Source organism: Paenibacillus sp. FSL K6-1122 (assembly GCF_037977015.1).
Lineage (GTDB): Bacteria > Bacillota > Bacilli > Paenibacillales > Paenibacillaceae > Paenibacillus > Paenibacillus amylolyticus.
This window is the reverse complement of the sequence record NZ_CP150272.1, coordinates 6,450,183-6,466,549: the sequence shown is the minus strand read 5'-3', so window position 1 is coordinate 6,466,549 and position 16,367 is coordinate 6,450,183. Positions and strand designations below refer to the sequence as shown.

Here is a 16,367-nt window from a genome sequence, read left to right as displayed (position 1 = left end):
TAAAGATGAGTCAGACCGGATCAATACCTACCGTTTCGATCTACGGCATTCCTTTTTCCAAACTGACGATGAAAGAAACGGTAAAGGTTCTCCAGGAAGCTGTGCTGTCCAAACAGACACCACATCAGGTCATTACAGCCAATCCAATTATGGTCATGGCTGCATTGGAAAATCCCGCAATCATGGAAGTCATGCAAGCTGCGGAATTGATTGTTCCTGATGGAACAGGTGTCGTATGGGCTGCAAACTATTGTGGAGATCCTGTAGCTGAGCGAGTGCCGGGTTTTGAGCTTTTACATGAATTGCTGCGTGTTGGAGAAAACTATCGATGGGGCGTATATCTGCTTGGTTCCACCCCTGAGGTGATTCAAGAAACGGCAGTTCGGTTACAACAGCAATATCCGGCGATTCGAATTGTGGGTTATCGCGACGGTTATTTTGGTCCGGCTGAGGATGAACAGGTCATCGCTTCTATTCGGGAAGCGGCACCTGATCTGTTGTTTGTAGCACGTGGGGCGGACACCCAAGAACCGTGGATTCACAAACACAAAGATGCACTACAGGTTCCTGTAACCATGGGCGTTGGCGGCAGCTTTGATGTGATTTCGGGCAAAACCAAACGTGCGCCTATGCTGTTCCAAAAGTTAAGACTGGAGTGGTTCTATCGCTTGTTGCGTGAACCAAGCCGGGCTGGCCGTATGCTTGCGCTTCCGAAATTCGCTGTTAAGGTGATGCGTGACAAAGAAAACGTGACGAAAGTCCGTTAAAAACAGGTAATTGCGAGATAAATGCGTGTTTTTGCTAGAAATTGAGGATGGCTTTTCGGGTGTGATGAGCGTATAATTCATTCCGGATTACATGTGTGCCACTCCATGAAAACAGAAGCGTTACACTTGGCACTACGATTGCAAGGCAACCTGTCGATCGCCGTTATCCCCAGATTTCCTTTTATCCTTTTCCAAAGGATGAAATCCGGTGATAAATGCGAACGTTACACTTCTCTAGTTTTCCTTGCACTCTCCGTTATCGTGTAACAAAATTTTTCATCAAAAGTGACTAACAAATAATTTTTTATATATAAAAAGAGATCAGGGGATTTATAATTTCGTACAGGTATTATAATTGGGGGTCGAATGTTCAAATGGTAGCGATCTTTATCATTGGATTTATCGTGTCAATGGGACTGGCTCTTGCCCTGACACCACTTGTCAAAAAGTTCGCAGTCCGCATTGGCGCGATGGATACGCCGAATGCACGTAAAGTACACACACGGATCATGCCTCGTCTTGGTGGTCTGGGGATATTCCTGGCCTTTATTATTACAGTTGCTGCATTGCTTCCGTTTGTATCGGCATGGTTCACGACTCGAGATATGAGTTTTGTCAGCGCGTTTCTGATTGGTGGGACAATTATCGTGCTGATCGGCGCACTCGATGATCGGTTTGAACTGTCAGCCAAAGTGAAGTTGCTTGGTCAGATCGTTGCTGCTTCTGTCGTTGTATTCGGATTTAATATCCGGGTAGATTTCGTTAACATTCCGTTTCAGGATTCCTACTCTTCACTCGAAGCCTGGGTATCCATTCCGCTGACGATCTTCTGGATTGTTGGTGTAACGAATGCGATTAACCTGATTGATGGTCTGGATGGTCTGGCAGCCGGTGTATCTGGTATTGCAATTGGTACCATTGCCGTGATGTCCTTCCTGATGGGTAACATGATGATTGCCTTGATGTGTCTTGTATTGCTGGGTAGTATTATCGGATTCCTATTCTTCAACTTCCACCCGGCCAAGATCTTCATGGGGGATACCGGATCACTATTCCTTGGTTTCTCTCTGGCAATGCTGTCCATGCTGGGATTCAAACAAATTGCTATCGTGTCCTTTATTACACCGCTGATCATTATCGGTGTGCCGCTCTCGGATACCTTCTTCGCGATTATCCGTCGTGCGGTACAACGGAAACCGATTTTCGCACCGGATAAAGGTCACCTGCATCACTGCTTGCGTGAACTTGGATTCAGTCACCGTCAGACGGTACTGATCATATACGGAATTGCCGCATTCTTCGGAGTTCTGGCGATTATCCAATCTTCTGCTGCCATGTTTGAAGCGAATTGGGTAACATTTGTGGTCATCTGTATCATGATGTTCTTCCTCCAAGTGGGAGCAGAAGTTATCGGGCTTGTTAGCAAAACGAGAAGACCGGTTATTAACTTCCTGATGCGCATGCGCGTTAAGTTGAATCCGGAGACCCGTTCGAAATCATAAATAGATAAATGTAATGGTTACAGCTATTCTTGAATATTATTCCAGACCCAACCTTATCCCTAGTGGATAAGGTTTTTTGTTTATTTTGAGATTTTTACTAAATAATTGGTACCTTTTGCCGATATATAAAGGTAACTGACTTAAAAAGAGGAGAGATGATATTTAATGCTGCGTATGAAAAAGCCAATTGTTTGGCTAATGCTGATAGCGCTGGTAGTAACTCTGATTCCCGCTGGCTATGCACCAGTTGCATCGGCCGCGGGACAGACAAGTTACTTTACTCCTGACAATGCTGGGAATGTCCAATTGAAAGATACAGTAGGACTGAAGTTGAGCGGAAACAGTGCCAATGCGGATGTGTTGTCTCGTACATCAGCTTTTGTTGTTACAGGAAAGGAACAGGTTTTAACAGGAACATTCACCAATGTTACAGGTTCAACACTCGGTGTGAATGTTCAGCTGATGAATCTCAAAGGTGACACTTGGACTCCTGATAGTACACGTGTTGCACCAGGGGTAGTAACTGTTGATCCTAATCGACCGGATAATCGGTTTAGATCAACCATTACACTGTTCCCAGGGATGAATAAAATTACGTTTACAGGTTCCCAAGGACCAAGTGAACGCTCTGAGAGTTTTTATATTTTATACGATTCCGTCCCATACATTGAGAAGTTGCAAGTCCTTGGTGGAGCGGATAACCTCAACTTGAATGAGGGATCTCAGGTTGTGGTTAACACCGGCGAAGTTACAATTCAAGGTGTTGCGCAGAACTCATCCAAAGTAACGATATCGTTGAATGGTGGCTCGGAGCTGCCTACATCACTATTGCAGGATGGTACATTCTTCTCTCCGGTACTGACACTAAAATCAGGTGAGAATACCCTAAGAATGACGATTGAGAGTGGCGTCGATAAGAAAGTATTTAATTATTCTTTGTTATATTATGATGAAACAAAACCATTCACTCAGTTGGATTTAATTGAAGGTGCAAACGGGCTGCCGCAGAGTATGCTTTCATCAGCTAGACCGACCTATGGAGGCACTCCTGCTAGTGCCAATGTGAAAGCACAGTTATTGCTTCCGGGAGCTGATGTTACTGAAGTTCCGGTCATTGATGTCGATGGAAATGGGAACACGGGTGTAAGTAATGTAAATGTGGAACATATCCCTAGCGTGGGACAAAACACACCGGCTTATGTCCTAATTTCCTTTGATATTAACCCGATCACATTCAACGGAGCTCCTGACCGATTACAGAATCATAGTCTATCGGTAGACTATGGGGATAAAAAAGTTACAACAAGTATGAATTTTGAATATGTACAAGATGCAGTTGTAATTACAGGATTGAAGTATCTTAGAGACTACAATGGGTCTGGTACTGTTCCAGATGGAATACCACTTGATGGTGCCAGCGTAAGTGGATCCAACTTTTATATTTTAGTGGAGACTAGCAGAGCACCGAGTGATCCAAAAACTTTGGTTGCGGACTATCTGCCTAGAGGAACAAGCACAATTACCGTGAACCATGTAGGTCCGCTTAGTGCGACAGATACTACAAAAAATATTTACGAGATTAAAGGGTTCAAAACGGGAAATCAAGTTGTTCAATTTAAGTATTCCGGATCGAGCACAGGTCGGAATGCAACGATTTCATTCGCTTCAAAGAGCTTTATCTCTGTAGAAAATCTTACTGATGGTCAAACTCATGATTTGAAAGACAATGCCACAGGCGTTCCAATTCTGGGTCAGTACATTGGATTTGATACGCTTAGCAGTCCATATTTTGTAGCTGAAATTTTTGCCAACGGTACAAAAGCATATTCTACTGAGGGTAGCGGAAATACGGATTTCCCACGCAAGTTGAACCTGGGGGCAGATGGAACAATTAATAGCGTGATCATTCCTATTGGAGAACCCGATGGCTTGTTATTTTTCGGTGAGAACCGAATTGTGCTGACAGGAACAACTAAGGATGAGAACGGACAACTTAAAGAGGTATCTAAGGAACTTCGAATCTATATTAATGATAATAATATTTCGAACATTCGAAACTTCCAACCTGCAATTACGAAAGGTCGACCAGAATTTATTGAACCATTAGACCAGGATGCACAATGGGTCAAAGATGCTTTCAATATGTCACCAGAGTTTGTGTATTCTGATAATAAAATCACCACCAGCTTGAAGAACTTTGATATTGTCATTCGCGGAGCAGGTGCGACACGGATGAGTTTGAGCATGGGGACTCAGAAGATATTCGATCAGGACATTCCAGATGGAAACACGGCAACTTGGGACAATGCAAAGATTGATCCTCAGTATGCACTGGATAATGGTACTGTTACAGTTGACAGAGCAGGTCGCCAACAGGACTTTGTTATTCGTCTGCGTAATCTGAAAATGGATACACCAGGAACGTATATCTATACACTAGACCTCTTCAATCGGACGGGAGCGAAGACCAGTCAGAAACTTGAAATTGTTAAAGAAGTAACTGGATACCGTATTTTATCACCTAAACCGACTTCAGGTGATCGTGTAGTTGTAAATAAGAACTTTGTTCATTTTGACATCGAAGCAGAAGGTGCAACAGGGGTTATCATTGATAAAGAACCTGCACAGAAGCTGCAAGGTGTAGAGACAGATCGCTTTGTCCTGGATTATGTAGGGTTGAAGCCGGACAAATCTAATAAAATTAAACTAACCATTAACCGTGATGGTGTAACAACCACTGACACTATTGATGTATTCTACACAACAAGTCCAGGTATAGATTCCCAATACATGGCTCCGAAAGTAGCTAATAAGTATTCAGCCTTTAATAAAAAGCTGGAATTGAGTTTCCCGAAAGGTACAGTTATGGAAAGTACTGATATTCGCGGAATCAAGAAATTTTATCCAGACAATAAACTTCTCTTTGGTATCGCAGATCCCAATAATGGTATTGTAGAGCGTCGCAATGATTATGGCACTGTCATGGGCGTAGGTGCAGAGAGAGGTGAGGGTGACCCAGTAAACTTCGATGTACAAGAAGAATACTTCAGAAGATTTTCTGCCATTGTAGGAGATACATTGAACTTCAGTCCAATTTCTGATATTTATTGGGTCAGCGGTGGTCTCGGAGAATATGGTTCAAGAGATTCAACAACGTATAAAGCGCCGACAAATGGTATCGGACCGTATACACCTGACGCTCTATACGGAGATGTTAAAGTACCAGCGGAGCGTACAATCAAGCCTTCACAGCGTGGAACATTGACACTGACCTATGATTCAAATGTAGTAGATGATGCTGGAACGACTATTTCCGTCTTCTATTACACACCAGGACGCGAGTGGAAACGAATTGGTGGAGAAGTGGATTCCAAGAAACACACAGTTACTGTGCCATTTGATCAGTTCGGATATTATAAAGTCATGAAATTAAGAAGAAGTTACAACGACATCACGAATCATGGATGGGCTAGAAATATTCTGAATGCGTTATATGCTAAAGGTTTCATGCAACCGATTCGTTTCGAACAATTCGGAACAGATGATCGTGCATCCCGTGGCGAATTTGCTACCATTCTCGTCAAAGGATTGAACTTGCCGATTACTGCTGATAATAAACCTACATTTACAGATGTAGGAGCAGGGACAAGTTCATTTACATGGGACTACGCAAGTATTGAAACGGCAGCCAGAGCGGGTATTGTATCAGGACTTACGGATGGAAACTTTGGTCCGGATCAACCTCTTACAAGAGAGCAAGCAGCTGTAATGATCGCAAGAGCCCTTGAATTAAAGTTAGCCAGCAATGATAGCAAGTTAACTAGTGCATTGGCCAAATCCTTTATTGACTCAGGAAGCATGGAAGCTTATTCAAGACCAGCGATACAAGCGGTGACGAAGGCTAAAATTATGGAGGGATCTCCAGTCACAGTTGCAGGTCAGAAGAAGCCACAGTTCGCTTTTAATCCAAAAGGTAATCTGACACGTGCAGAAGCGGGTAAAATTGCAGTAGAATTGCTCAAGAAGAGCACAAAAGTATTCCCTAAAACCTTGAGTTAATTCATTTGATACATCGATGCAATTTAGGAAGGACCTGTCCCTTACTCTAAAGGGGCAGGTCCTTTTCATGGCTGTCAATGAATGGACATAGAATACTTTTATAATAGAAGAAACAGAATTATTACCAATAACTATTTTTGTAATTTGCTAGAGTTTAAGATACAATAACGGTAAATACACAATGATCTAGAGGGTGAAGTTAGCTAATGAAACCGATTTATTCGAAAGCCCAGCTGGGCTACATGAAGGCAAAGACACAGTTTGAGAAGCAGGCAGTCATTCTGGAGAAAAAGTTGGAAGATACACGCAAGACTCAGGAGATCTCTCAGGAAGTTATGGAAGGGCTTGTACAGTCCACTGGCTTCCATGATGCGTATAACAATCTGGTTCTGGCTGAGAATGAGTTGATTGAATGGTCTCACACGACGATGAAGCATGAGAAAACGTACCGTGAGAACAGACAACCAATTGATGATATGTATCTGAGATTGAACAGTGATCCAAATATGCGTGCTCAAATTATTGAACTCGCGATGAAGATTAAATAACTTATATTTCCAGAACTGCACTAGAAGCATCCCAATAGGGGTGCTTTTTTATTTTATTTTTTGTGAATTTTGTCGCTTCATAGGTTGAAGTTGCGGGTATAGATAAACGTTGGTAGCACAGACAAAACAGAGATCACAATTCCAGATTCACTGCTGTATCAACGGTTTGAAAAGGTTTTGAATGGCTTCAATACCCGCACTGTACCTATACATAAAAAAAATCAAAACTTTTTTTGTGCAATCCGCAACTTTTTGAAATCTACTGCGTTTAAAGTGTAGAGTCGAAAACATTGGGCCTGTTACCAAGAATGACCTCGTGAAGAATCTTGTCTATTTTTTAGAAAAAATTGCTTTACGGCACGAGAGACCCATTGTATAATACGTAAGGTAGGATTAGGAAACTACTCTATTTACGTGTGATTCTGCTTTACAAACTAGTTTACAAGTTTCTGTGATATGCTCACAGACATCATTTATATTAACTTGCTCACAACTCTGGAAAGGGGGTGCAACAATATATGAGGAATACGAGCGACCCTATTAAAAAAGAAAATTCAAATGTTATGAACGCCCAAGGAGGAGAAAAAAAGGTTATGAAGAAAATTTTATCCGTAGCATTGTCTACAGCAATGGCATTCTCAATGTTTGCATCTGTAGCATTCGGTGACACAGCAGTTTCCCCGCAACAACAGTTTGATGCATTGAAAGCAAAAGGTATCTTCAACGGTTATCCGGATGGTACAGCAGGTCTTGACAAAGACATGACTCGCGCTGAGTTTGCAAAAGTTATCACTAAATTGCTGGGTCTGAAAGAGATCACTGGAACTCTTTCTTACACTGACAAAAACTACACAGCTAAAAACTGGGCTGTACCTTACATCGAAGCAGTAACTGCTGCTGGTATCATGGAAGGTAAAAACGTTGAGAAGAAAATCTTCGACTTCAACGGTAAAGTGACTGTGTCCGAGATGGCTACAATCCTGACTCGTGCATTGGATCTTGAAATCCCAGCTGAAACAAACAACACTGCTCCAGCTTGGGCTAAAGGTTATGTTCAAGCAGCAATCAACGCTGGTTTGGTTGATGCAAACACTAACTTCACAGCTAACGCTTCCCGTGAATTGCTTGTAGGCGCTGCTTACGCAATTGACGAAGCACAAAGCTTGAAAGTAACTTCTTACACAGTAACTGAAGGTGGAAAAGTTGTTGAATTCAAAATCAGCGACGGCGAAACTGTAAAAGTTACTTTGGATAAAGCTCTTGAAGCTAACAAAGAAACTGAAGTGAAATTTACTTACAAAGAAAAATCTTTCACTGAAAAAGTTACTTATGTTGTAGAAGCTGCAACTAAAGTACAATCCGCTTCTTCTGTTAACTTGAAAGAAGTTGACGTTGCTTTTGACGGTAAAGTAGATAAAGCTACTGCAACTGACAAAAACAACTACTCTGTGGACAGCAATTCCAAAGGAATCAAATCCATCACTTTGTTGGCTGACGGTAAAACAGCTCGCCTGTTGTTGAACGAATCCAGCAAATTCACGCAAGGAACAACTTACAAAGTAGTTGTTAAAAACGTGAAATCTTCTACTGGTACTGTATTGCCACAAGGTGAAGTTTCCTTCACATCTTCTGACAATGTACTGCCTACAGTAGCAGAAGTTAAAGCTCTGGGAACTAAAGTTATCAAAGTAACTTTCTCCGAGCCAGTTGTAGCTCCAACAAGCAGCAACTTCCAATTGGATGACAAAGCTTTTGTTGGTTCTGTAACTCAAGGTGCTAACCAACGCGAAGTAATTCTGCGTGACTTCACTGGTTCTATCTCTGAAGGTGCTCACAAATTGACTACTTCCCTGGTTGAAGACTTCGCTGGTCTGAAATCTTTGGCTGCAACAACTGACTTCACTGTAGCAGCTGATACTGAAGGTCCTAAAGTATCTGAAATCTCTGCTACATTGGAAAAAGTAACAGTTACTTTCGATGAAGAAATCGATCCTAACTCCGTTACTAATGATAGCTTCTACTGGAAATCAGGCGACACTAAGAAAACTGGTAAAGTAACACAAGTTGCTTCCAATGTTTACGAAGTTGAGTTTGATCAAGCTAACCGCCTGCCAGGTTATGAGTCCACTTTGTTCGTAGAAGTAAAAGACTACTCTGGTAACGCTAATGCTGTGAAAGAACACAAAATCAACGCTACAGTTGACTTGGTTCGTCCACAAGTAGTTGAAACTACTTTCGGTGATCGTACAAACACTTTGACTGTACGTTTTGATAAAGCTGTAAGTGCAGCTGATAAAAAGTATTTCACAGTGAAAAAAGGCAGTGATAACGTTCCAGTAAATAACGTTACTGCAGCTGATAGCTCTAACAAAATCTTCTATGTTACATTCTTCAGCGAACTGAAAACAGGAACTTATAACCTTAAAGTTGCAGATGTGCAGGACACTACTGCATTGAGAAATACTTTGGTTGAGTACAATGGAACATTTATCGCTAATGATAGCGTAAGTCCATCTGTTCAATTCGTAGATTACAATGAATCTACACGTAAGGTTACACTGAACTTCGGTAGAGAAATGGATCTGTCTACTTTGAATAACAAAGGAAACTACTACATTTCCTTCGTTAAAAATGGTGGAAACGCGCAAAGTATTGCATTGCCAACAGAAGCAACTGTAAATGCTGTAAACGGTGGTAAATCTGTTGTTATTCAGTTCCCTGAAAACATCGATGCTACACGCGTTACATTTGGTCCTGCTGGAACTGTTAAGAGCATTACTGCAGCTGGTTTGAAATCTAAAACTGGTCAAATCGTTTCTATTAATACTAAAGAATTGAATGACGCTACTAACAATCGTCTTCAATGGACTGGTGCAGTTCAAAAAGATGCTAGAACTTTCGAACTGGAATTCAACCAAGTAATTGCTAATGCAAGCTCTAGTGATTTCCGTATTGCTGGTCAATATCCTGTCTCTGTAACTGTTGATGAGAACAAAGTTACTTTGAAAACAGATCGTGACTATGTAGGTGGAAGCACTAATATCACATTGGTTTCTAACAACAACATTGAAACTTACTCTAACAACAGAACGAATTTGACTAACGATCAAACTTCACCTGTTAACAGTAATGTTTCTCCTAAAGTACAGAGCGTAGGTATCCCTGTTAATGGTGCTGTTGTTGCACAAAGAAATTCTGATGATGAGTTCTACGTAACTTTCTCTTCTAATTTGGCTGGAGAAGCAACACAAATCGGAAATGACTTCATCGTAACTAATGAAGCAACTGAAAAAGAACTTGTTCTGGGTGAAGGTTTTGAAGCAGAAATTGCTAACGGCAATCAAGTAATGATCACTATTAAAGGTGCTACTGCTACTGAGAAACAACCAGTTACTGTGCAAGTTAGAAAAGGTGCTAAGTATCTGAAAGCAGCTGGAACTAACGGTCCATTGGTTGCAGAATCCAGCAAATATACTGTAGTTGCTAGTTCTACATCTACAAATAACGATGTGACTGGTACTGCAACATATAATGCTGCTACAGCAGCAACTATTGCTAAAGTCAATGAAAATGGATTGAGCTTTACTGCAGTTCCTTCTAAAGCAGGAGAAGCTGGTAACATTACTGTAGCTCTTACTGTAGTACCTGCTGCACCTGGAACAGAACAAGTTGTGTTCAGTGCAGACGGAAAAACTATCACAGTTGATACCACTGCTACAGCATCTGATATTGCTTTGGTAGCTCAAGGTAAAGCAGACCTTCCTTATACGGTTGTTGGTGGTACTGGTACATTACCTACTACTGGAACTACTGATTATGAACTTGAAGGTGGAGTTGATGCTAAACAAGCAACAGTAAGAGTTGCACTTAGCAAAGCTGCAAGTGGAGTTGTGAACCAAGTTGCTATCACTAATTCCGAAGCAACTAAAAACTATTCTGCTGAATTGCAATTTGCTCAAGGTGCTACTACAAGCCAAGTGCTCGTAGTTAAACTGGGAGCTGATACAATTAAAGCAGGTAGCACATTGTCTGGTAAACTTATCGTAAACAACGAACAAGTTAACCTTACTACAGGTGCAATCAACTAATTTTTTATCACTAAACCAGAGAACTTCGGTTCTCTGGTTTTTTTGTATCCAAAACCAACAACATCGTAACTTTCTCGCCCCCCCAAACGTTTATACTATATAGCAACAAGCAACTTATGGGAGGTTTGGAAGTGGATCATAAAAAGGTCATAACGACTTTGATAACTAGTATGTTATTCATCAGTTCAAGTGGAGGTTTAGTAGCTGCCGCAAGTACACCAGCTAACTCAGGTAAACCTGCTACAAATAACAGCGCAACAACAAAGAAGCAACAGACAACAACCACGAACAAAGTCGTACATACCCTGGCTAAGGTGCCTGCGGTTAAAGTAACCGCACGGAGTACCGTGAAATTAACCGACGTCAATATCTTGTCGCAAGACGACGGGAATACGGTGACGTATACACTGACGTATAAAAATAATGACAGCACACAGATGATGATGCTCGATTATTGGAGCAAAGTGAAAACAAAAGGTGGAACAAGCTTCTCTCCAAAGCTGATCGCCAAGGATCAGGAGAAAAAGACGGTATCACCGGGTTCCACGGTGGATCTCACATATGTTATGAAGGTTGGACGTGAAGTGAAATTGAGTGATCTGAACTTCCTGATTGTAAAATGGGATTTCAGTAAACCGAATTATGAAAGCACGCTGGGGAAATTCAATGTTCCCACATCATATAGCATCACTACACCTGTAGGTAAAACGAAGACGGTTCGTCTGAGTGATTCAGCCGTCAAGGTTAAAGTCTCTGGGATTAAAGTGTATCCAAGTGAGAATAAGAAACAATACGTCAAAGTTGGCGTGAACCTGAATAATATCAGTTATAAGCTATTGGATAATCCAAACATCAAGTGGATTCTACGTACACCAGGTGGTACGAATTATCCGTTGACCCCGGATAAGGATAGTACAGGTGTCAGCATTCAGGCACAGGCCAATAAAACGTTAAATTTAATGGCTTCTTTGCCTACAGCGTTGAAACTGGAAAAGTCCGAATTACTGCTAGTGGAAGAACAAGGTGAAGAGAAGACAGCTCTGCCAGTGGCTGCATTACAGCTTCCTGAAGCTAGCCAAACGAATGTAAACGTAGTAGCGAATCAACCGAATATCATCTCGATTGATGGACAACCTGTATCGACTCTATTGGAATCTGCTCGTGTCCGTGGTGAGGATGAAGAGTTTGATCTAACGATGCAGTGGGTCCTTAAGAACCAAGGGAAAAAAGAAGTTAAGGTTCCCAAATACGCATTAGAGATCCGTACAGAAGATGGAACTTCCTATCCGATCGAGACGAAGGCATTAGATGATCTGAAGTTGAAGCCAGGTGCGACTAAAACGATCAAACTGAACTCTACGATCCAAGGGAATGGGGATACCAGCAAAATCAAATTATATGCGATGACACCTACAACCAAAGATGAGAGCAAAGAAGGGGAAACATCTGGCGGAGGCACGAGTGGCTTTGAGTTCTCCTATCCGGTTGGTATCTATGCTATTCCTGAATCCATAACGGTTGGAGATGGACTTACAACGGAAACGGTAATAAAAAATAGTAAAGGTACATTCGGTGTATCTGTTGGCTCCTTGCAACGGCTTCCTTGGACAGACAGTGATATTATTGCTGCCAAGGTCACCATCCGTAATGCATCGACCAAAACGGTTCAATTGCCTGAGCTGGAAGCGATGTTCACAATCGATTCTGCACGTATTGATGGAGATACGAAGCTGATTCGTGCAGAAGGCGGCAAGTTACTAGGTTCTGGTATGGTCACCGAAGCTTATCTCCTGACGAAGATTCCATCTGAACTCAATATGAGCCGTCTGGAATTAACTTTGCAGGAGAAAGTAAGTGAGGAAGAAAAGAACGATTGGATTACTCTTAGTACGTCCGGTTTAATTCAGCCCCTCTCTTATGTAGGCGAAGGGAAAACCTATACTCAAGGAACTGCAGATAAAGAAACAGAGCTGGGCATACGCAGAACATATGTATATCCGGGATCTTCGTCCGATATTGTATACACCGAATTCGAGATGACGAATAAGTCTCTGCGTCAGAGTGGCCTTGCGAAGTTGGTAGGATACTACAAAACAGCAGATGGTCAATATTACAAAGCAACAGCTAAGCAGGCAAACCGTGTACCGGGACCAGGTCAGAAGAGTATCGTTACGTTCTGGGCCAAAGTGCCGAAGAGTGTAACAACATTATCTGATATGCGTCTGATTGTAGGTGAAGGGGTTGCTGATAACAAGTTTGTCACCGGTGAAGGTGATGCAACGGCTTATGTTAATGCCATGTCATTTGAAGTACAGCCGAAATCATTATCTGTTCTATCTTCTCTGAATGATATCGACTTGTATCCGTTCAAATTCTCGGGCAGCAATATTAAAGCTTACCTTACAGGTGGAACGGCAGTACAGATTGAGATGATCTACTCCTTAACACAGGAGGAAGCTGTGGATAGTGGAGAGTACGGACACAAGCTGATTCTGTCTATAACTGATGGGTCAGGAAAAGTCTTTGATAAAGAGCTCACACCAGGAACTGATCTGAAGACAGGTATTAATCAGACGCTCAACTGGAGTATTGATGATACGGTATTTGATAAAATACGTGGTGGCTCATATCGCGTAGCCTTGTATGATGTTTTCGAAGGTCAACGAATTCGTCTTGCAGAACAAGGCTATAGTTACGATGTATCCAAACTGCCTAAAGAAGAACCGATCATCCCGGAGTTCCCGGAAGAGGGTTCTAATAATCCCAATAATAATCGGTAATTTGTACGAAAACTAAGATATTTTAAAGCTAAGACCTCGCTTCCACATCTACGGAAGCGAGGTTTTGCTTGTCGCATGTCTATTTTTTCTCTATAGTTAAAGTTAATAGATTACCAGAGGAGGAAAATGATTCACATGAAACCTTATATGAAAGTATCCCTTGCTGCTCTCGCGATTGGTGTTGGCGTGTGGGTTGGGTCGGTATACAGCAATACAGCCATCGGTGCAGGTACAAGCCAGCCAGGAACAGCAGATGATCCGGTTGTAACAAAGAGTTATGTAGATCAGCAGATCCAACAGGCTTTGGGCGGTAAGATCCCGACTGGAGGAGGAAGTACCAATACAGGAACAGACAGCAATGCAGGAAATGGTAACAACACCGGTTCTACAGGAACCGGGAACTCCGGTAGCACAGGTGGAGACACATCACTTCCTCCACTGGTCTCGGGCGCTTCTGAAGCCGTTGAGATCGTAACCGTGAAGCCGGGTCAACAGCTGATCGGCAAGTCTGGCGCGGAGTTCATTGTACGGAGCGGTAAAGCTGTGATCGTCAGTGAAGGTACGAATGGTGTAGCTGATCTGACGGACGGGATTGACCTGACGAATGGACAGGCAGCGCCGACCAATCACCTGCTCTCTTTTCCAAGGGATGGACGGGGGATCACGGTATTGGAAGGAAACAAATATAGCCTAACCGTAATGGTTCGTGGTGGATATACTTTGAAATAGGATTTGTAGCTGTTAAAGGAATTATTCATTAGTCATACTTTTCATTTGCTCAGATTACCCAGTTATAACAAACATTAATACGGCTAGCTAACCTTGTTCCTGCTCACTCTATAACTGTTGACAATCAATTAATGGAGGTGCAGGAACCATGGCTAGAAGCAATCGCAAAGTGGTACCCGAAAGTCGTCAAATGCTGGATCAGATGAAGTATGAGATTGCTGCAGAGTTTGGTCTCAATGTAGGTTATGGTGGCAGAGGTTTGGCTGGTGCGGATACAGAATTTGGATCTGAACTGGGTGAAGTAAGTGATCACTCTTATGGGCAATACAAAGGGTGGGGACATCTGACTTCCCGTGAGAATGGATCGGTTGGTGGAGAGATCACCAAAAGGCTAATTCGCCAGGCAGAACAGCACTTATAGGGCATTTTCCTTACCCCATTTCGTTTGACACGTCTTGACAAATACGTTAAGATGGCACTTGAGGTATGCAACCTTTTCCACTAGGGAAAGGTTGATTTTCGTTTGAGGCAATTACCTGAAAAATCCTTATCTTCGGTACTGCGGACCCTGCGTCCTTATTCCATTTTGGAAAGCTTCGAGGGTACAGTGAACGAATCGCTGTCATGTTTTGTTCGGGCAATCGCCATACTACTAGTTATGGGAGGTTGAAACTTCATGTCTGTTAAAGGCCGGCATCTATTTACATCGGAGTCTGTAACCGAAGGACATCCGGATAAAATCTGCGATCAGATCTCAGACGCCGTATTGGACGCATTTCTTGCAAACGACCCCAATGCTCGCGTAGCTTGCGAAGTTTCCGTAGCCACAGGCTTAGTGCTTGTCATCGGTGAAATCAGTTCAGCTTCTGAATACGTGGACATTCCGTCCATCGTTCGTAATACAATTAAGGATATTGGCTACACACGTGCCAAGTTCGGTTTTGATTATAACACTTGTGCAGTTCTGACTTCTCTGAATGAGCAGTCCGCTGATATTGCCCAAGGCGTTAACGCAGCGCTTGAGAACCGTGACCCGGAACAAGTCGCTCGTGAAACAGAAAACATTGGTGCAGGTGACCAAGGTCTGATGTTCGGTTTTGCAACGAACGAAACACCTGAACTCATGCCTTTACCAATTGCATTATCCCACCGTATCGCACGCCGTCTGGCGGAAGTGCGTAAGAACGGTACATTGGAATATCTTCGTCCGGATGGTAAAACGCAAGTAACGATCGAATACGACGGTGACAAACCGGTACGTGTTGATACAATCGTTGTGTCTACTCAGCACGCTGAAGAGACTACGCTGGAGCAGATCCAAAAAGATATCAAAGAACATGTAATCTTGCCTGTCGTTCCAGCTGGATTGCTGGATGAGCAGACTAAATATTTCATCAACCCAACAGGACGCTTCGTTATTGGCGGACCTCAGGGAGATGCAGGCCTTACTGGACGTAAAATCATCGTAGATACCTACGGCGGTTATGCACGTCACGGCGGTGGTGCGTTCTCTGGTAAAGATCCAACAAAAGTAGACCGCTCCGCAGCATATGCGGCTCGTTACGTAGCGAAAAACCTCGTAGCTGCAGGACTTGCAGACAAAGTTGAAATCCAGCTCGCCTACGCGATTGGTGTAGCCAACCCGGTATCGATCAACGTGGATACATACGGAACTGGCAAAGTCAGCGAAGAGAAATTGGTTGAGCTTGTGCGTAACAACTTTGATCTTCGTCCGGCTGGCATCATTCGTATGCTGGATCTGCGTCGCCCAATCTACAAACAAACCGCTGCTTACGGTCACTTTGGCCGTACAGACCTGGATGTACCTTGGGAGCAAGTGGACAAAGTAGACCTTTTGAAAACTCAAGCAGGTCTGTAAGTTAGATTCAAAAGT

General features: G+C 42.7%; 9 protein-coding genes. All 9 read left to right on the top strand.

Going from position 1 to position 16,367, the window contains the following annotated elements:
* Positions 1-5 precede the first annotated feature (5 nt).
* A complete protein-coding gene (locus NSQ20_RS28825) occupies positions 6-767 on the top strand; it encodes a WecB/TagA/CpsF family glycosyltransferase (RefSeq protein WP_076319213.1) in 762 nt (253 codons plus the stop codon).
* A 374-nt stretch (positions 768-1,141) separates the two neighbouring features.
* Positions 1,142-2,269, top strand: a complete 1,128-nt coding sequence (locus NSQ20_RS28820; protein WP_036667762.1) for an MraY family glycosyltransferase — start codon at positions 1,142-1,144, stop codon at positions 2,267-2,269.
* Positions 2,270-2,434: 165 nt separating this feature from the next.
* Entirely contained in the window at positions 2,435-6,328 is a 3,894-nt protein-coding gene (locus NSQ20_RS28815; RefSeq protein WP_036612521.1) for an S-layer homology domain-containing protein, read from the top strand.
* Between the two features lie 206 nt (positions 6,329-6,534).
* Complete coding sequence (locus NSQ20_RS28810; RefSeq protein WP_036612519.1) at positions 6,535-6,876, top strand: hypothetical protein; 342 nt, start codon at positions 6,535-6,537, stop codon at positions 6,874-6,876.
* Between the two features lie 518 nt (positions 6,877-7,394).
* Positions 7,395-10,964 (top strand): S-layer homology domain-containing protein, encoded by a 3,570-nt coding sequence (locus NSQ20_RS28805; protein WP_340031293.1) that lies wholly within the window; start codon positions 7,395-7,397, stop codon positions 10,962-10,964.
* A gap of 131 nt (positions 10,965-11,095) precedes the next feature.
* Positions 11,096-13,744: a hypothetical protein gene (locus NSQ20_RS28800; protein ID WP_340031292.1), complete on the top strand. Its 2,649-nt coding sequence runs from the start codon at positions 11,096-11,098 to the stop codon at positions 13,742-13,744.
* A 135-nt stretch (positions 13,745-13,879) separates the two neighbouring features.
* The gene (locus NSQ20_RS28795) at positions 13,880-14,473 is read left to right on the top strand and encodes a hypothetical protein (protein WP_036667757.1); all 594 of its coding nucleotides are present in this window, start codon (positions 13,880-13,882) and stop codon (positions 14,471-14,473) included.
* A 148-nt stretch (positions 14,474-14,621) separates the two neighbouring features.
* Positions 14,622-14,894 carry an alpha/beta-type small acid-soluble spore protein gene (locus tag NSQ20_RS28790; RefSeq protein ID WP_017691962.1) on the top strand — a complete coding sequence of 91 codons (273 nt, stop codon included), beginning with the start codon at positions 14,622-14,624 and terminating at the stop codon, positions 14,892-14,894.
* A 255-nt stretch (positions 14,895-15,149) separates the two neighbouring features.
* Positions 15,150-16,352 carry a methionine adenosyltransferase gene (gene metK / locus NSQ20_RS28785; RefSeq protein ID WP_036612510.1) on the top strand — a complete coding sequence of 401 codons (1,203 nt, stop codon included), beginning with the start codon at positions 15,150-15,152 and terminating at the stop codon, positions 16,350-16,352.
* Positions 16,353-16,367 lie beyond the last annotated feature (15 nt).